Source organism: Streptomyces sp. NBC_00669, from assembly GCF_036226785.1.
Lineage (GTDB): Bacteria > Actinomycetota > Actinomycetes > Streptomycetales > Streptomycetaceae > Actinacidiphila.
In genome coordinates this window covers 7096237-7114117 of the sequence record NZ_CP109018.1, presented here as the reverse complement: position 1 = coordinate 7114117, position 17881 = coordinate 7096237, and the positions used below count along the sequence as shown (strand labels likewise).

Annotated in this window: 16 protein-coding genes and 1 riboswitch; of the genes, 4 read left to right on the top strand and 12 right to left on the bottom strand. The window is 70.5% G+C overall.

Annotated features, from left to right (window positions below; translation table 11 throughout):
• Positions 1–144: 144 nt before the first annotated feature.
• Together OG896_RS30025 and OG896_RS30020 are read right to left on the bottom strand one after the other, a co-directional pair.
• On the bottom strand, positions 145–1536 hold the full coding sequence (locus OG896_RS30025; RefSeq protein ID WP_329374372.1) for an NYN domain-containing protein: 1392 nt from the start codon (positions 1534–1536) through the stop codon (positions 145–147).
• Between the two features lie 267 nt (positions 1537–1803).
• On the bottom strand, positions 1804–2064 hold the full coding sequence (locus OG896_RS30020; RefSeq protein ID WP_328463069.1) for a hypothetical protein: 261 nt from the start codon (positions 2062–2064) through the stop codon (positions 1804–1806).
• Positions 2065–2231: 167 nt separating this feature from the next.
• Here OG896_RS30020 and OG896_RS30015 point away from each other — a divergent pair, with 167 nt between their 5' ends.
• On the top strand, positions 2232–3011 hold the full coding sequence (locus OG896_RS30015) for a rhomboid family intramembrane serine protease (protein WP_329370355.1): 780 nt from the start codon (positions 2232–2234) through the stop codon (positions 3009–3011).
• On the top strand, positions 3008–3289 hold the full coding sequence (locus OG896_RS30010; protein WP_328463073.1) for an Lrp/AsnC family transcriptional regulator: 282 nt from the start codon (positions 3008–3010) through the stop codon (positions 3287–3289). Before OG896_RS30015 ends, OG896_RS30010 begins: the two co-directional genes overlap by 4 nt.
• Before the next feature lie 152 nt (positions 3290–3441).
• Here OG896_RS30010 and OG896_RS30005 read toward each other — a convergent pair whose 3' ends face one another.
• The 6 genes from OG896_RS30005 to ctaE form a co-directional block, all read right to left on the bottom strand.
• The gene (locus OG896_RS30005; RefSeq protein WP_329374371.1) at positions 3442–4761 is read right to left on the bottom strand and encodes an aminotransferase class V-fold PLP-dependent enzyme; all 1320 of its coding nucleotides are present in this window, start codon (positions 4759–4761) and stop codon (positions 3442–3444) included.
• Positions 4762–5033: 272 nt separating this feature from the next.
• Positions 5034–5151: riboswitch (SAM riboswitch) on the bottom strand.
• A gap of 158 nt (positions 5152–5309) precedes the next feature.
• Complete coding sequence (trpD, locus tag OG896_RS30000; RefSeq protein WP_328463075.1) at positions 5310–6377, bottom strand: anthranilate phosphoribosyltransferase; 1068 nt, start codon at positions 6375–6377, stop codon at positions 5310–5312.
• A 171-nt stretch (positions 6378–6548) separates the two neighbouring features.
• Positions 6549–8186 (bottom strand): cytochrome bc1 complex cytochrome b subunit, encoded by a 1638-nt coding sequence (gene qcrB / locus OG896_RS29995; RefSeq protein ID WP_329370353.1) that lies wholly within the window; start codon positions 8184–8186, stop codon positions 6549–6551.
• Positions 8183–9247: a cytochrome bc1 complex Rieske iron-sulfur subunit gene (qcrA, locus tag OG896_RS29990; RefSeq protein WP_329370351.1), complete on the bottom strand. Its 1065-nt coding sequence runs from the start codon at positions 9245–9247 to the stop codon at positions 8183–8185. Before qcrA ends, qcrB begins: the two co-directional genes overlap by 4 nt.
• The gene (qcrC, locus tag OG896_RS29985; protein ID WP_329370349.1) at positions 9244–10053 is read right to left on the bottom strand and encodes a cytochrome bc1 complex diheme cytochrome c subunit; all 810 of its coding nucleotides are present in this window, start codon (positions 10051–10053) and stop codon (positions 9244–9246) included. Before qcrC ends, qcrA begins: the two co-directional genes overlap by 4 nt.
• Positions 10054–10161: 108 nt before the next feature.
• A complete protein-coding gene (gene ctaE / locus OG896_RS29980; RefSeq protein WP_328463083.1) occupies positions 10162–10782 on the bottom strand; it encodes an aa3-type cytochrome oxidase subunit III in 621 nt (206 codons plus the stop codon).
• Positions 10783–10959: 177 nt separating this feature from the next.
• On the opposite strand from ctaE, the gene OG896_RS29975 reads away from it, so the two are divergent.
• Positions 10960–11379 carry a hypothetical protein gene (locus tag OG896_RS29975; RefSeq protein WP_329370347.1) on the top strand — a complete coding sequence of 140 codons (420 nt, stop codon included), beginning with the start codon at positions 10960–10962 and terminating at the stop codon, positions 11377–11379.
• 71 nt (positions 11380–11450) lie between these two features.
• On the opposite strand, the gene OG896_RS29970 is transcribed toward OG896_RS29975, so the two are convergent.
• The 4 genes from OG896_RS29970 to ctaC form a co-directional block, all read right to left on the bottom strand.
• Positions 11451–12791 carry a L,D-transpeptidase gene (locus OG896_RS29970; protein ID WP_329370345.1) on the bottom strand — a complete coding sequence of 447 codons (1341 nt, stop codon included), beginning with the start codon at positions 12789–12791 and terminating at the stop codon, positions 11451–11453.
• A 136-nt stretch (positions 12792–12927) separates the two neighbouring features.
• On the bottom strand, positions 12928–13326 hold the full coding sequence (locus OG896_RS29965; RefSeq protein WP_328463088.1) for a cytochrome c oxidase subunit 4: 399 nt from the start codon (positions 13324–13326) through the stop codon (positions 12928–12930).
• Positions 13323–15068 carry an aa3-type cytochrome oxidase subunit I gene (gene ctaD, locus OG896_RS29960; protein WP_328463090.1) on the bottom strand — a complete coding sequence of 582 codons (1746 nt, stop codon included), beginning with the start codon at positions 15066–15068 and terminating at the stop codon, positions 13323–13325. The genes OG896_RS29965 and ctaD overlap by 4 nt, the downstream gene beginning before the upstream one ends.
• Positions 15065–16057, bottom strand: coding sequence for an aa3-type cytochrome oxidase subunit II (gene ctaC / locus OG896_RS29955; protein ID WP_329370343.1), 993 nt, complete (start codon positions 16055–16057; stop codon positions 15065–15067). Before ctaC ends, ctaD begins: the two co-directional genes overlap by 4 nt.
• A 303-nt stretch (positions 16058–16360) precedes the next feature.
• Here ctaC and OG896_RS29950 point away from each other — a divergent pair, with 303 nt between their 5' ends.
• On the top strand, positions 16361–17881 hold the full coding sequence (locus OG896_RS29950) for a cysteine desulfurase/sulfurtransferase TusA family protein (protein WP_329370341.1): 1521 nt from the start codon (positions 16361–16363) through the stop codon (positions 17879–17881).

Below are 17881 nucleotides of genomic sequence, written 5' to 3'. Positions count from 1 at the left end.
CGTTGGCGGTCGTGCGCTCGTGAACGCAAGCCGCCGTCGAACGGCCGGAAAGAGCCGGTGAGTTCACGCCACCACCACAGAGCGCGCGGGAAACCTCCCGCGCGCTTCGCACCGTCCGTACGCCTGTCAGGCGCTATGCCCGTTTCACACCCGGGCGAGCCGTTTGAGCAGCAGCACCGAGGCGACCGGGCGGGCCCCGGCCTTCGCCACGCCGTCGGCGACCTCGCGGTCCGCGGAGACCACCACGATCTGCCGCCCCGGCGGCTCCGCGCGCACCAGCCGGCGGATCAACTCGTCCGCGGTCTCACCGGCCTTGGAGAACAGCACCCGCACCCCGCGCGGCGGCGCGAGCAGCACCGGCATGTCCAGGTCGGCCCCGTCGAAGACGCAGGTCACCTCCGCGCCGCTCTGCGCGGCCAGCGCCGCCAGCCCGCCCAGCAGCCGCAGCCGCTGCTTCTCCAACGGCAGCGCGGGATAACCGGTCTTGGTGACGTTGTAGCCGTCGACCACCAGGTGCGCCTGCGGCAGCGCGAGGAGTTGGTCCAGCAGCGCCGGGTCGGTCGCGGACAGCGCCCGGGTGGCGATGTCCCGCGCGCTGAACGACCCGGGCGCGACCGCGTCCACGGTGTCCGCGGGCCGTACCCCGAGCGTGTCGCGCGGCGGCAGCGCCAGCTCGCGGCGCAGCCCGGCCGCCGCGTCGAGCACCGTGTCCAGCAGCAGCCGCAGCCGGACCTCCTCCACGCTGCGGCCCTCGCGCACCGCGCGCCGGCCGGCCTCCACCACCGCCTCGGCCTCGGTGAGCCGGGTCCGCAGCCGGCGCGCCTCGCTCTCGGCCGCGGCACGCTCGCGCGCGGCGGCCGCCCGGGCCTCGTCCAGCTCGGCCTGGAGCTTGCGCTGCGCGGCCTCGGCGCGCTTCACGTCGCTGTGCGCGGCCCGCAGTTTGCGGTGCAGCGCGTCGCCGTCCTTGCGTACGGCGTCGAGTTCGCCGCGGGCGCGGGCCGCGTCGGCGCGGGCCTGGGCCTGGAGCGCGACCACCTCCTCGCGCAGCCGGGCGAGTTCGCGGACCGTCTCCTCGTCGACCCGCTCGGCGTCGGCCCGCTGGGCCTCCTCGCCCGCGGTCGCCACGAGCTTGGCCCACCCCTCCGGCCGCAGCAGATACGCGGCCGCGGCCACGTCCAGCGGGTCGGCGGCCGGCGGCGGGGTGCCGGAGTCCAGCGCCCCGGTCAGCTCCGGCTGCGCCTCCCGCAGCCGCCCGGCGACCTTCAGCCGGAAGCCGGGGTCCGACTCCAGCGCGGCGGCCAGCGCGGTCGCCGCGTACTTCACCCGGCGGGACGGCGTGAAACGGGCATACGGCCGCAGCGACACCGGCAGTTCGGGGAAGGTGAACCCGCCGAAGGCGTCGGCGGCGATGGCGACCACCCGGTGGCGTACGCCTTCGGGCAGCGGCCGGTCGAGCGCGGACTCGACCGCGCCGTCCTGCTCCGCGCCGCGCGCGTCGTCAGCCGCCGCGTCCCCGCCGGCCTCGTCCTCACCCACCGCGTCCGTGTGCTCCGCGGCATGCTCGGCGGAAGGCTCGGCCGGGCCGGTACGGTCGGCGGGCGCGCCGCCGTCCGCGGGCACGGCGTGCTCCACCGGCTCGGCGTCCCGCGCCGCTCCGGCGCCCGGCCCGCTCTCCTCGTCGGGCAGCGGTAGGCCGCCGTTACCATCCACCAGTCACTCCCTGTCGGGTTCCTCGGCGCCCTCCCGGCCCCCTTCGATCCCTCCGGCCGCCGCCTGCTGCTTCCATTGTCCCCGTAACAGAGCTCAACCCGTCGCGGAACCGTCCGTCACGTCCTTGCCGGGGCGGTCCACCAGTTCGACCTGGTCCACCGCGTTGCACCAGCGGCAGCGCACAGACTCCACGGTCTCGCTGAGCACCTCGGTCTCCTCGGTGCGCGGCTCACCGCCCAGATCGAGGTGGACGTACTCGACCACGCGGGTCGAGCGGGTGACGTCGAACCTGGTCAGATTGCCGCACAGCGTGCAGCGCCACCGGGTGGTCGCGGTCGGCAGGGGAACCGTCATCGGCTCCGCACCTCTTCTCGTCTCGGTGCGTCTACTAGGCGGACTATGGCTCACCCATACCCAACGTGAGGGGCGTGTGTGCCCCGGTCACCCTACGGCCTCGGAGGTCCGGCGCGCTGCGGCGAGGCGGTCCTTGCCGGTTGGTCCCGTTCCGTCATGATCGGTGCATGGTCATCCCGGTGTACGACAAGAACCCGGTCCGCCGCCCGCCGGTCGTGACCTACGCCCTCATCGGCATCTGCACCGTGGTGTTCCTGCTCAGCCCGCTCTCCGGCTTCGTCCGGCTGCACGGCAGCGGGCCCGCGCTCCAGTGCGCGCAGACGGTCTACTTCGACCGCTGGGGCGTCATCCCCAGCGAGCTGTTCCACGGGCGGCTCCCGGTCGGCGAGCTCGACCTGCCGGCCGGCTGCAAGACCCCGGGCACGTTCCCCAAGGTGCCGTTCCTGTCCGTGCTCACCTCGATGTTCGTGCACGGCGGCTGGCTGCACCTGATCGGCAACATGCTCTTCCTCTACGTCTTCGGCGACAACGTGGAGAACCGCATGGGCCGGGTCCGCTTCGCCCTCTTCTACCTCGCGGCCGGCTACCTCGCCACCTACGGCTTCGCCTTCGCCAACACCGACGACACGCAGAGCCTGGTCGGCGCCTCCGGGGCGATCTCGGGTGCCCTCGGCGCCTACCTCTACCTCTATCCCAAGGCCCGCGTCACCAGCCTCTTCCCTTTCCTCTTCTTCGTGCCGCTGCGGTTCCCGGCCTGGGTCGTGCTCGGCTTCTGGTTCGTCCTGCAGTGGCTCGCCGCCCAGACCGCGCAGGGCGGCCCCGGCGTCGCCTACCTCGCCCACGTGGTCGGCTTCGCCTTCGGGTTCCTGTGGGCGTGGGTCTGCTACCGGCCACGGCGTAAGGTGAGCGTCGTCATCGGACCCACCCAAGGAGACGTCCAGCCGTGATCACCGCGATCGTGCTCATCAAGACCTCAGTGGACCAGATCCCCGAGATCGCCGAGTCGATCGCCGCGTTGGACCACGTCAGCGAGGTGTACTCGGTGACCGGGACGTACGACCTGGTCGCGCTGGTACGCGTGGCTCGCCACGACGACCTCGCGGACATCATCCCCGGGCAGATCTCCAAGATCCCGGGGGTGGAAGTGACCGACACCCACGTCGCGTTCCGCACGTATTCCCAGCACGACCTGGAGGCCGCGTTCTCCATCGGGCTGGACTCCTGAGGAACCGCAGGTCCTGCCCCCGGATGGTCCGGTCCGACCATCCGGTCCGTTCCGGCTGGTCGCGCGGTTCCCCGCGCCCCTTGGTGGTGCACTTCTTCCGCGGCGTGCAGCCACCGGCCGGGGACGCGTGACGGGCAGCCCGGGCGGTCCCGTCACCGTACGGGCACGCACCGCCCGGCCTCGGTGCGGTAGCGCCACGCCGCACCGTCGCGGACGAGGGTCCGGACGGCCCCGAGGAAACGCTCGATGTGCTCCTCGGGCGTACCCGCCCCGAAGCTGACCCGCACGGCGTTCAGGGAGCGCTCGCCGGGCGCCGCGTCGGGCGCCCCGCACTCCCCCGGCTCGTCCGGCTCCGTGTCGAGCAGGGTCCGCACCAGCGGGTGCGCGCAGAACAGCCCGTCCCGCACCCCGATCCCGTACTCCGCCGAGAGCGCGGCCGCGAAGTGCGAGGAGTTCCAGCCGCGGACGACGAAGGAGAGCACGCCGACCCGGGCGGAGCCGGACCCGAACAGCGAGAGCACGCGGACCTCGGGAAGCTCGCCGAGCCCGTCCCGCAGCCGGGCCAGGAGTTCACGCTCACGGGTGACAAGGGAGTCGAAGCCGGCCTCGGTGAGCGCCTTGCACGCGGACGCGATGGCGTACGCGCCGATCACGTTCGGCGACCCGGCCTCGTGGCGGGCGGTGCCGGAGTGCCATTCGACGGACAGCCCGTCGCCGGAGCGCGCGACCTTGCGGGTGGCGCCGCCACCCGCGAGGTACGGCTCGGCGGCCCGCAGCCAGTCGGCCCGGCCGGCGAGCACCCCGGCGCCGAAGGGCGCGTAGAGCTTGTGCCCGGAGAAGGCGACCCAGTCGACGTCCAGCGCGGTGATGTCCACCGGGTGGTGCGGGGCGAGTTGGGCGGCGTCGAGCACGATCCGCGCGCCGTGCCGGTGCGCGGCGGCGGCCAGTTCCCGTACCGGCCAGATCTCGCCGGTGACGTTGGACGCGCCGGTCACGCAGACCAGCTTCGGGCCCTTGGGGGCGCCGTGCAGCGCCACGTCGAGGGAGGCGACGGCCTGTTCGGGGGTGCGCGGCGCGGGCAGGTACTCCACCCGCGCGCCCTCGGCACGCTGCCAGGGCAGCAGCGCGGCGTGGTGCTCGGTGTCGAAGACGAAGACGCGGGTGCCGGCCGGGAGCGCCGAGGCCAGCAGGTTGAGCGAGTCGGTGGTGGAGCGGGTGAAGATCAGCTCGTCGTCCGGGCGGCAGCCGAGGAACTCCGCGACGGTCTCGCGGCTCTGCTCGAACAGGTCGGTGGACAGCTGCGACAGGTAGCCGGCGCCGCGGTGCACGCTGCCGTAGTAGGGCGCGTAGGCGGCGACGTCGTCCCACACCCGCTGGAGGGCGGGGGCGCTGGCGGCGTAGTCGAGGGCGGCGTACCCCACTTCCCCGCCGGTGACGAGCGGCACCCGCACGTCACGGCCGAGCACGGGCAGCGGGGTGGTCGTACAGGCGGGGCAGTCGGTGGCGGCGGCGCCGGCGGCGGGGCGGGCGGCGGCGCTGACGCCAGTGGTGCTGGTGGTACCAGTGGTGCTGGTGGTGACGGTCAAGGCGAACTCCCGGCGGAAGGCAGGCGAAAGCACCACGAAGCGTGCAGCCGAAAGCGACTGCGCGGGCGGCGCGGAGCATGAAGATCGGGCGGAATTGCTGGTTGCAGAACCGGGGCCGACTGGCCCTAACGCATTCGCTTGCTCATGAAAGAACTCCCCAGTCCGGCTTGCTGTGAGCCTCGCTGCATCACAGCCTGGTCATCACCCGGGGCACCCCGCCTCGGACGGAGGGTTGCCGGACAGCGAGCCGGGGCCTTTGCGCTGTCACTCGTGACCTGGAACAAGATTGTGCCATACGGCGACGCGGGCGCAAGATGCCGTCCGCTCAGTGGACGGCGCCGCACGCCCGCGCCCGCACGCTCTGTACCGATATGCCCGTTTCACGCCCACCGGTGGTACGCGCCCGCGTACGTTCCGGTGTCCGCGCCGCGCCGCTAGCCGCGGGTGGCCGCCACCCACCGCTCCAGCACGGCCTCGGCCGCACCCGAGTCGATCGACTCCGCGGCCCGCTCCAGGCCCTTGATGATGCGCTCCTCCAGCGTGCCGCCGCTTGCCGGCGTCAACGCGGTCAGCGCGGCAGCCGAGTTGAGCAGCACCGCGTCCCGCACCGGCCCGCGCTCACCGGCGAGCAGCCGCCGGGCCACGTCCGCGTTGTACGACGCCTCGCCACCGCGCAGCGCCTCCACCGGCACCAGTTCCAGACCGACGTCCCGCGGGTCGAAGCCGGCGTGCTCGACCTTGCCGTCCCCGACCACCCACACCTGCGAGGTCGCGGTGGTGGTCAGCTCGTCCAGGCCGTCGTCACCGCGGAACACCAGTGCGGACGAGCCGCGTTCGGCGAGCACCCCGGCGAGGATCGGCGCCATCCGCAGGTCCGCGACCCCGGTCGCCTGTGCCTTCACCCGGGCCGGGTTGGTCAGCGGGCCGAGGAAGTTGAACGGAGTCGCCACCCCCAACTCGCTCCGGGCGGTGGCCACATGACGCAGCGCCGGGTGGAACCTGACGGCGAAGCAGAAGGTGATGCCGACCTCCTGCGCCACCTCGGCGACCCGCTGCGGCGACAGGTCGAGGTTGACGCCCAGCGCCGCGAGCACGTCGGACGCGCCGCTCCTCGACGACGCCGACCTGCTGCCGTGCTTGACCACCCGGGCGCCGGTACCGGCCACCACGATCGCCGACATCGTGGAGATGTTCACGGAGTTCGACCGGTCGCCGCCGGTGCCGACCACGTCCACGGTCGGACCCGGCACCTCGATGGTCGTCGCGTGCGCGTACATCGCCTCGACCAGTCCGGCGATCTCCGCGACCGTCTCGCCCTTGCTGCGCAGCGCCACCGCGAAGCCGGCGATCTGGGCGTCGGTGGCCTCGCCGCTCATGATCGAGTCCATCGCCCACGCGGTCTCCGCGGAGCTGAGGTCGTCCCTGCGGATCAGGGCGCCGAGGATGTCCGGCCACGAGCGCGCGGCCCCGGGTTCGCCTCCGGCGGGGTGCACAACGCTCATGGCTTCACGCTCCTGGAATACGGCAACACGTCTGACCGCACCCTATCGGTGGGGTGTGCTCCGCAGGGGCGCGTGGGGGTCCTCCCGCGCACCGGGGAACGCCCGGGGTACGCCCGGGAACGACAAGGCCGCCCGGGCGTACCCGGGCGGCCTTGGCAGCGTGTCGACGGCTCAGTGGTGGCCGTGGCCGCTGGTGATCTCTTCGTACTCCTCGACCGTCGGCTTCGGGATCTGGCTGTGCTCGCCGTAGAACCCCTCGGAGAGCCTCGCCTGCACCTTCGCGACGGGGCTGACCTTGCGCGCGACACCGTTCTCGTCGGTCTCGGGTCCGAGGTCCAGCGGCTGCGGCTGGACGTGCGCGGTGAGCACGTGCAACTGCTGCTGCGACAGCGGCTCGTGCACCTCGATGAACTCGCCGTGCGGCAGCCGCTTGATGATGCCGCTCTCCCGCCCGTGCAGCACCTTGTCGCGGTCGCGGCGCTGGAGCCCGAGGCAGATCCGCTTCGTGACCCAGAACGCGGCCGGTGGTGCCAGGAAGAAGGCGACCCGCACGACCCAGGTGATCGCGTTGATCGACAGATGGAAGTGCGTGGCGATCAGGTCGTTGCCGCCACCGATCAGCAGCACGAAGTACAGCGTCAGCCAGGCGACGCCGAACCCGGTGCGCACCGGACGGTTGCGCGGACGGTCCAGCAGGTGGTGCTCGCTCTTGTCCCCGGTGACCCAGGACTCGATGAACGGGTACACCGCGATGGCCATCATCACCAGCGGGAAGACCATCAGCGGGATGAAGACGCCGAGCACCAGGGTGTGGCCCCAGGCCCTGATCTCCCAGCCGGGCATCACACGGATCAGGCCCTCGGAGAAGCCCATGTACCAGTCCGGCTGGGCTCCGGTGGACACCTGGTCCGGCCGGTAGGGGCCGATCGCCCAGATCGGGTTGATGGTGGCGATCGCGGCGATCGCGGCGATCACACCGAAGACCAGGAAGAAGAAGCCGCCCGCCTTCGCGGTGTAGATCGGCAGCAGCGGCGAGCCGACCACGTTCTTCTCGGTCTTGCCGGCACCCGGGAACTGGGTGTGCTTGTGGAAGAACACCAGGATCAGGTGGGCCACCAGCAGACCGGCCATCAGACCCGGCAGCAGCAGGATGTGCACCGAGTAGAACCGGCTGACGAAGTCGTGCCCGGGGAACTCCCCGCCGAACAGGAACATCGACAGGTAGGTGCCGACGATCGGCGTGGAGAGCACCGCGCCTTCCATGAACCGCACGCCGGTGCCGGACAGCAGGTCGTCCGGGAGCGAGTAGCCGGTGAAGCCGGTGAACATGCCCAGGAAGAGCAGGGTCCAGCCGAAGAGCCAGTTCAGCTCGCGCGGCTTGCGGAACGCGCCGGTGAAGAAGACGCGCATCATGTGCACGATCATCGCGGCGATGAAGATCAGCGCGGCCCAGTGGTGGATCTGCCGGACCAGCAGGCCGCCGCGGACCTCGAAGCTGATGTGCACCGTGGAGGCGAACGCCTCGGACATCCGCTGGCCGTCGAGCGGCGCGTACGGGCCGTTGTAGACGACCTCGTTCATGCTCGGGTGGAAGAACAGCGTCAGATACACACCCGTGAGGATGAGGATCACGAAGCTGTAGAGGCAGACCTCACCGAGCATGAAGGACCAGTGGTCCGGGAAGATCTTGCGCAGGTTGGACTTGGCCAGCTTGTAGAGCCCGAGCCGGCCGTCGGTCCACTCCGCGACCCGCTCACCGGGGTTCGTCGGGCGGCCACGCCGGGTCGGTGCATCGGTCGTGGTGCTCATGAGCGCTCCCAGAATGCCGGGCCGACGGGCTCCTCGAAGTCGCCGAGGGCGATGAGGTTGCCCTCACTGTTGACGCTGATCCGGAGCTGCGGCAGCGGGTGGCCCGCGGGACCGAAGAGCACCCGCGCGCCGTCGGAGAGGTCGAACGTCGACTGGTGGCACGGGCAGAGCACGTGGTGCGTCTGCTGCTCGTACAGGCTGATCGGGCAGCCGACGTGGGTGCAGATCTTGGAGAAGGCAACGATGCCCTGGTGGCTCCAGTCGCGCTCGCGCTTGTCCTTGATGTCGTCCGGCTTGAGCCGGATGATCATCAGGGCGGCCTTGGCGATCTGCTCCTGGAAGTCCTCCTGGCTCTCTTCGAGTCCGTCCGGCTGGGCGAAGGTCAGAGAGCCGACGACGACGTCCTCGGGACGCAGCGGCTGGTTGGTGTTGGTGTTGATCAGCTGCTTGCCCTTGGCCCACATGGTGTGGTCGAGCTTCTTCTCCGGCAGCGGGCCGAGGTCGCGCAGGATCACCAGGCCGGCCAGCGGCACCATGGTGAGCGCGCCCATCATGGTGTTGCGGATCAGCTTGCGGCGGCCGAAGCCGCTCTCCTTCGCGCCGGTGATCCACTGCTGGCGGACGTTCTCCCGCAGCTCGTCGTCGGCGTCGATACGGTGCCGCTCGTCGGCGACCTCCTCGTCCGACATCAGCGTCCGGGCCCAGTGCACGGCGCCCGCGCCGATGCCGAACAGCGCCACGGCCAAGGTGAGGCCGAGCGAGAAGTTCAGCGCACTGACGTGCCCGAACGGGAAGATGTAGACGATCTTGTCGACCGGGAAGATGACGAAGCACGCGATGAACGCGATGGTGCCGAGCATCGACAGCGTGAACAGGCCGGCCACCACTCGCTCGGAGTGCCTGGCCGCCTTCTCGTCGATGTCCTGGCGCCGGTACTCGTGGGGCGGCAGCCCGGGGTCGGCGAACGGGTCGGGCTTGGCGACCTCGTCGCCGTGGTGGCCGCCCCGCTCGCTCGGCAGGTTCTCTGGCACGTCGTTGTGCGATCCAGTCTCGTCGCTCATGATTTCTTGGCCTTAGTCGTCCGTGCAGCGAGCCAGGTCGTGAGACCGATCAGCGTGCCGAGGCCGAAGACCCAGGCGAACAGACCCTCGGACACCGGGCCGAGGGAACCGAGCGTGAAGCCGCCGGGGTTCGGGCTCTGCGCGCTGTCCACGGCCTTCAGGTACGCGATGATGTTCGCCTTCGCGTCGGAGGGCATCGTGCTGTCCGGGAAGGACGGCATGTTCTGCGGGCCGGTCTGCATCGCCTCGTAGATGTGCTTCGACGAGACGCCCTTGAGACTCGGCGCGAACTTGCCGTGCGTCAGCGCACCGCCCTTGCCCACGAAGTTGTGGCACTGCGTGCAGTTGGTCCGGAACAGCTCGCCGCCCTTGGCGACGTCGGCGGAGGCCGGGCTGTACTGGTCCTTCGTCGGGGTCGCCGGGCCGGGGCCCAGGGAGGCGATGTACGCGGCGAGCTGGTCGATCTCGCCCTGGCTGTAGGTGTTCTTCTTCGCCTCGACCTGCGGGCCGGGCTGCTTGGCCGGCATGCGGCCGGTGCCGACCTGGAAGTCCACCGCGGCCGAGCCGACGCCCACCAGGCTCGGGCCGTCTGAACTGCCCTGCCCCGACATGCCGTGGCAGCTGGCGCAGCCGACCTGGTAGAGCTTCTTGCCCTCCTCGATGGCGAGGGAGGACTGCGAGGAGTCAGCCTGCGCCTTGGGCGCCGGCGCGAGCGCGGCGTACAGCCCCCCGGTGGCCGCGAGCGCGAAGAGTAGGACGACAAGCGCCGCCAGCGGATGGCGCCGTCGTGCGGAGAGCTTTTTCACGGATTACCCCGGTGTCAGGATCTCTTGTGTCGATGCTTCTGGCTGTGCCGTCGGCGGGCCGTCGTCCTCCGTCCGGAGTGCGACGCTGCGCCGACCGCGCGGTACCGGCTACTTGATCAGGTAGATCGTGGCGAACAGGCCGATCCAGACGACATCGACGAAGTGCCAGTAGTAGGACACGACGATGGCCGCGGTCGCCTGCTGATGGGTGAACCGCTTGGCCGCGTACGTGCGGCCCAGCACCATCAGGAACGCGATCAGACCACCCGTCACATGCAGCCCGTGGAACCCGGTCGTCAGGTAGAACACCGAGCCGTACGGATCGGAGCTGAGCGAGATCCCGTCCTTCTTGACCAGGTTGGTGTACTCGAAGATCTGCCCGCCGATGAAGATCGCGCCCATCACGAACGTCACGATGAACCACGAGCGCAGCTTCTTCACGTCACCGCGCTCGGCGGCGAACACGCCCATCTGGCACGTGAAGGAGGAGAGCACGAGGATCGTCGTGTTCGTCGCGGAGAACGGCACGTTCAGCGCGTCGGCGTGGGCCTTCCAGAAGGTCTCACCAGTGACCGACCGAAGGGTGAAGTACATCGCGAAGAGGGCCGCGAAGAACATCAGCTCGGAACTCAGCCAGATGATGGTCCCGACGCTGGTGAGGTTCGGCCGGTTGACCGACGGGTGCGCGTGCCCGGTTTCTACTGCTGTTGCTGTCGCCACGTCCGACATTATGTCGGTCCCTTATCCGGCGCTGACTCCGGGGGTCCCCCTTCGGTGTGTCAAGCACCTTCCGCGACCCGCACGGCCTAGTTGGGCGTCCTTCGATCGGGCGACCCCTCCTCGGAAACACCCTGGCGGGAGTAGCATCCGAGCCACTTGAGAAAACCTTCACGAGGAGGAGCCACGATGCAGGCGACCGCCACGGTGCTGGTCTACAGCGACGACGCGAACACCCGGGAGCAGGTCCGGCTCGCCGTCGGCACCCGCCCCTCCGCCGACCTTCCCCCGGTGCAGTACGTGGAATGCGCGACGCTGCCCGCGGTGCTGAGCGAGTTGGAGAAGGGCGGCATCGACGTGATGGTGCTGGACGGGGAGGCCAACCCGGCCGGCGGAATGGGCGTGTGCCGCCAGGCGAAGGACGAGATCTTCCGCTGCCCGCCGGCGATGGTGCTGATCGGGCGCCCGCAGGACGCCTGGCTGGCCACCTGGAGCCGCGCCGACGCCGCGATCACCCATCCGGTGGACCCGGTGGCCCTCACCGACGCCCTGACGGTCCTGCTGCACCGCCGCCTGGAGCCCGTGACGAAGGCCGTCGCCCACCGGTAAGACCGGTGAGCGACGGCAGTCGGTGGGTGAAGGGATGACGGCGCCCACGCGAGGCGGGATCGCGGCAGGAATCAAGCCGTCTGCGGGGTGAGGCGAGCGGGGGTGCCGGCCGGGACGTCGACCGGGGTGGTCTGGTCCTGGTCGGTGCTGCCGGCCCCGGAACCGCTGGGGGTGCTGGGCGTGCTGCCGGCGCCGCCGCCGGAACCGCCGTTCAGCGCGCTGCCCTTCTGCCACTGGGCCCAGCTCAGGTTCCAGTCGCCGAAGCCGTTGTCGAACGGCGTCATCATCGGGCCCTGGCTGTTGACGACCCGCACGACATCGCCGACCCGGACGTGGTCGAAGAACCACTCCGCGTCCGCGGTGCTCATGCCGGTGCAGCCGTGGCTGACGTTGGCGGACCCCTGGGAGCCGACCGACCACGGCGCGGCGTGCACGTACTCGCCGCTCCATGTCACCCGGGTGGCCCAGTAGACGGGCAGGTCGTACGAGTCCGAGCTGCCGGCGGCGATGCCGACGGTGGAGCTCTTCATCTGGACGAACGACTCCTTGTCCAGCACCACCTTGATGCCGTTACGGGTGTCGAAGCCCGGCTTCCCGGTGGTGACCGGGAGGGTGCGGACCACCTTGCCGTCGTCCTTGAACGTCATCTCGTCGGTGGACGCGTCGGTGAGCGCCTCGATCCGGTCGCCGGTGTGCACGGTGAGCGGCTTGTCCGCGCCGCCGTACAGCTTCTTGGCTATCTGCACGCCGCTGAGGGTGCTGCGGGCGCTGATCGTGGCGTGGGCGGGCCAGTACGTGCTGGGGCGGTAGTGCAGGGTGCGGTCGTCGACCCAGTACCAGGAGCCCTTCGCCGCCTGGGGGTTGCTGCTGACCTGGAGGTGGGACTCCACCACGGCGCGGGACTGCCTGTCCTTGACAGGGGCGCTGAGCGTGGCGGTGATCGGCTCGCCGACGCCGTAGGTCCCGGCGTTCGGGCCGAAGGTGACGTGGAAGCCGGCCGCCGCTCCGGTGGTGTCGAAGGTGAGGGTCTTACGGCCGGGGTGGCCGCCCGAGTCCTCGGTACTCACCCGAACGGTGTAGTGCGCGCCGGCGGCGAGCGGGGTGGTGGAGTGCCAGTGCCTGCTGTCGGCACTGAGCTGGCCGCTGACGTAGCGCCCGGTCGAGTCGGTCGCGGTGACGTCGGTTATCTGCGAGCCGGTCTGCACGGAGACTTTGAGGGGCTTGGCCGGGTTGGCCTTGCCACGGCCGGAGGTACCGAAGGTGACCTTGGCCGCGGCGTCGTGGGGGGAGGCTGCCAGCGGGTTGCCGCCACCGCCGCAGGCGGTGAGCCCTATCGCGAGGGGCGCCGCGAGAATCGCGCGGCGCACGGTTATCAGCCGGCGGGGGCGGGGGCGCTCGGGAAGGTGGTTCATGCGTTCACGCTATGAACGGCCGCCGGTTTCCGCGCGGTGGACGCCTGCAAAACGGTGAGGGCGGGTCCTGAGCACCGTACTGGTACTCCGGACCCGCCCCTCGTGCCGGCGGCCGCTCAGCGGCCGCCTGCGCCGCCTACTGGGTGCGGTCCTCACCGTGGTAGTACTCGAACACCCATCCCCACACGCCGATCAGGATCACCGGCAGGGAGAAGAAGAGCAGCCACCAGCCGAAGATGATGCCGAGGAAGGCCAGGCTGCCGCCGATGCCCAGGGCGAGCGGCTGCCAGCTGTGCGGGCTGAAGAAGCCCAGTTCGCCCGCGTCGTCGGCGACGTCCGCGTCCTCCCGGTCCTGCGCGCCGGTGTCGGCCCGCCGGGCGGTGAACGCCAGGTAGAAGCCGATCATGGTGCACAGGGCGAAGGCCATGAACAGCGCCGTGGTGCCGGCCGCTTCCTTGGACCAGATCCCGTAGACGATCGCCGACGCCAGGATGAAGACGGCGAAGCCCAGGAACATCTTGCCTTGGACCTTCACTTGCCGGCCTCCGTCTCATCCGAGCCGGACAGCGCGGAAGCCGCCGGGGCGCCGCTGTGGGCGAGCGCGTCCATGGCCGCGATCTCCGGGTGGTGCAGGTCGAACGCCGGGGATTCGGAGCGAATCCGGGGCAGCGTGAGGAAGTTGTGCCGCGGCGGCGGGCAGGAGGTCGCCCACTCCAGCGAACGGCCGTAGCCCCACGGGTCGTCGACCTCGACCTTCTTGCCGTACTTCGCCGTCTTCCAGACGTTGTAGAGGAACGGCAGGATCGACAGGCCGAGCAGGAACGAGCTGATCGTGGAGACCGTGTTCAGCGTGGTGAAGCCGTCCGCCGCGAGGTAGTCCGCGTAGCGGCGCGGCATGCCCTCGACACCCAGCCAGTGCTGGACGAGGAAGGTGCCGTGGAAGCCGAAGAACAGCGTCCAGAAGGTGATCTTCCCGAGCCGCTCGTCGAGCATCTTGCCGGTCATCTTCGGCCACCAGAAGTGGAAGCCCGCGAACATCGCGAACACCACGGTGCCGAAGACGACGTAGTGGAAGTGCGCGACCACGAAGTACGAGTCCGAGACGTGGAAGTCCAGCGGTGGCGCCGCGAGGATGACACCGGTCAGACCACCGAAGGTGAAGGTGATCAGGAAGCCGATGGACCACAGCATCGGTGTCTCGAAACTCAGCGAGCCCTTCCACATGGTGCCGATCCAGTTGAAGAACTTCACACCGGTCGGTACCGCGATCAGGAAGGTCATGAACGAGAAGAACGGCAGCAGCACACCGCCGGTGACGTACATGTGGTGCGCCCACACCGTCACCGAAAGGCCGGCGATGGAGATCGTCGCGGCGACCAGGCCGATGTAGCCGAACATCGGCTTGCGGCTGAAGACCGGAATGACCTCGGAGATGATGCCGAAGAACGGCAACGCGATGATGTACACCTCTGGATGGCCGAAGAACCAGAAGAGGTGCTGCCATAGCAGTGCGCCGCCGTTGGCCGCGTCGAAGACGTGCGCGCCGAATTTTCTGTCCGCTTCCAGACACAGCAGCGCGGCCGCGAGCACCGGGAAGGCGAGCAGCACGAGCACCGCGGTCAGCAGCACGTTCCAGCAGAAGATCGGCATCCGGAACATCGTCATGCCGGGGGCGCGCATGCAGATGATCGTGGTGATGAAGTTGACCGCGCCGAGGATCGTGCCGAAGCCGGACAGCGCCAGACCCATGATCCACATGTCGGCGCCGACGCCGGGCGAGTTCACCGCGTTGGACAGCGGCGAGTACGCGAACCAGCCGAAGTCGGCCGCGCCCTGCGGGGTGACGAAGCCGCCCACCGCGATCAGCGAGCCGAACAGGTAGAGCCAGTAGGCGAACATGTTCAGCCGCGGGAACGCCACGTCGGGCGCGCCGATCTGCAGCGGCATGATCCAGTTGGTGAAGCCCGCGAACAGCGGCGTCGCGAACATCAGCAGCATCACGGTGCCGTGCATCGTGAACGCCTGGTTGAACTGCTCGTTGGACAGGAACTGGTTGCCCGGGCGCGCCAACTCCGCCCGCATCAGCAGCGCCAGGACGCCGCCGATCAGGAAGAAGGCGAACGACGTCACCAGGTACATCGTGCCGATGGTCTTGTGGTCGGTGGTGCTGAGCCACGACACCGCGATCGAGCCGGGCTTCTTGACCCGGGCCGGGATTTCGTCCTCGTAGGAGTCGTCGGCCTCCGCCGCTCCCTGAGGTTCGTTGAGAATGCTCATGTGGTCTTGGGCTCCGAGTTCTTCGCGTTGCCCGTGGTGGCAATGCCCGACGGCAGAAAACCGGTCTGACCCTTTGCCGCCAGGTCCTTGAGGTGCTGCTCGTACTGCGCCGGCGTGACCACCTTGACGTTGAACAGCATCCGGGAGTGGTCCACGCCGCAGAGTTCGGCGCACTTGCCCTTGAAGTCACCGAGCCGGCTCGGGGTGACCTGGAAGTCGTTGGTCTGGCCCGGGACGACGTCCATCTTCATCAGGAAGGGGATGACCCAGAAGTCGTGGATGACGTCACGCGAGGTCAGCACGAACCGGACGGACTCGCCCTTCGGCAGCCACAGGGTCGGCCCGGGAAGCCCGGTGTCCGGGTCCTTGCTGGCCGCGGTGCCGACGTCGTAGACGCCTTCCTCACCGGGCTGCCAGTCGAGCTTGTTCTGCGGGATCTCGTTGAGCTCCGCCGGCACCTTGGTGGGTGTGGCGGGGTTGCCGTCCACGTTCTCCAGGTAGTTGAAGCCCCAGCTCCACTGGAACCCGACCACGTTGATCACGTGCTGCGGCTTCTTCGAGGTGTCCAGCAGCTTCGTCTCGTCCCGGGCGGTGAAGTAGAACAGCACCGCGATCACGAGGATCGGAACGATCGTGTAGAAGGCCTCGATCGGCATGTTGTAACGGGTCTGCGGAGGGACCTCGACCTTGGTCCGGCTGCGCCGGTGGAAGATCACGCTCCACAGGATCAGGCCCCATACCAGTACACCGGTCGCCAGTGCGGCGGCCCAGGAGCCCTGCCAGAGGGAGAGGATTCGCGGTGCCTGTTCCGTCGCCGGGGTGGGCATACCGAGGCGGGGGTAGTCCTTGTAGGAGCAACCCGTTGCGGTTGCCAGGACCAGGCCCGCGGCCAGCGCCCGCGGCAGCCATCGCCGCACCGGGCGCCGCGACAATGGGGTACCTCCCACGCCGTCCTGGCCGTGGGGGAGGTCGGAGCCGTTGGGACTCACGTAGCGCCTTCCCGAGAGTCTCGCCCGCGCGTCCCGAGTGTTCCGGCCGTCTGCTGGTCGGTCGGCCCGAGCGCGGGCGCGTAGGTGTGGATGTTTATGCGGCACAAACCCTACTGGACGCTATTTGGAGTCTCGCGGGGAGGGGGGCCAACGCGCCGGGGCGCTCCCCGAAGGGGTGGATCAGGTGCGGATCGGGTGCGGATCAGGCCCGGTCCGATCCCGGAAATGCGCCACGCCGCGGGTGTTCTGACGCCGCGCCGAGCGGCGCGCCGGGGCGGGCGGCGCGGGTTGTAGCGTGCTGAGGTGCCCTACTTCGACGCGGCCTCCGCCGCTCCCCTGCATCCCGTGGCGCGCCAGGCGCTGCTCGCCGCGCTGGACGAGGGATGGGCCGACCCGGCCCGGCTGTACCGCGAGGGGCGCCAGGCGCGGCTGCTGCTCGACGCGGCGCGCGAGGCCGCCGCGGAGGCGGTGGGGTGCCGCGCCGACGAGTTGGTGTTCACTCCTTCGGGGACGCGCGCGCTGCACTCCGCCGTGTCGGGGGCGGCCGCCGGGCGGCGCCGGGTCGGCCGCCGGCTGGTGGTCTCGGCGGTGGAGCATTCGGCGGTACTCCACGCGGCGGAGGCGGCCGCGGGGGCCGAAACCGTACAAGTGGGGGTGGATCGGACCGGCCGGGTGCGGCCGGCGGACTTCGCCGCGGCGCTCGCGGGCGAGGGGCAGCCGCGGACCGGGCCGGAGTCGGGGGGCGGCGGTACGGCGCTGGCCGCGCTCCAGTCGGCGAACCACGAAGTGGGCACGGTCCAACCGGTCGCGGAGGTCGCCGACCTGTGCCGCGCGGCCGGGGTGCCGCTGCTGGTGGACGCGGCGCAGTCGCTGGCGTGGGGGCCGGTGGAGGGCGCCTGGTCGCTGCTGGCGGCGAGCGCGCACAAGTGGGGCGGGCCGCCCGGGGTCGGGCTGCTCGCGGTCCGCAAGGGCACCCGGTACGCCCCTCAGGAGCCCGCCGACGAAAGGGAGTCGGGCCGCTCGCCCGGCTTCCAGAACCTCCCCGCGATCGTGGCCGCGGCCGCGTCCCTGCGGGCGGTGCGCGCGGAGGCGGCGGCCGAGGCGGCCCGCCTGTCGGTGCTGGTGGACCGGATCAGGGCGGCGGTGCCGCGCCTGGTCCCCGACGTCGAGGTGGTCGGCCACGACCGGCTGCGGCTGCCGCACCTGGTCACGTTCTCCTGCCTGTACGTCGACGGGGAGGCGCTGCTGACCGGTCTGGACCGGGCGGGCTTCTCGGTCTCCTCGGGGTCCTCGTGCACGTCGAGCACCCTGACGCCCAGCCATGTGCTCAAGGCCATGGGGGTGCTGTCGGAGGGGAACGTCCGGGTGTCGCTGCCGGCCGGCACCTCCGCGGCGGACGTCGACCGCTTCCTCGACGCGCTGCCCGAGGTGGTGGCACAGGTGCGCGCACAGCTCGGCGCCCCGACGGCCGTACGCGGAGCGGGCGTTGGCGCCGGGGACGAGGACCCGGCAGAGGTGGAGCCGGCGGAAGTGAAGGCAGCGGAGGCGGAGGCAGCGGAGGCGGAGACGCCAGGGACGGATGCGCCAGAAGTGGCGGCCGAGGGCCTGCTGGTCGACTCGCTCGGCAAGCGCTGCCCGATCCCGGTCATCGAACTCGCCAAGGTGATCGGCGACGTTCCGGTCGGCGGCCTCGTCACGGTGCTGTCCGACGACGAGGCCGCGCGGCTGGACATCCCCGCGTGGTGCGAGATGCGCGCGCAGGAGTACGTCGGCGAGCGCCCCGCCGAGCGCGGCGTCGCCTACCTGGTGCGGCGCCGCGGCTGA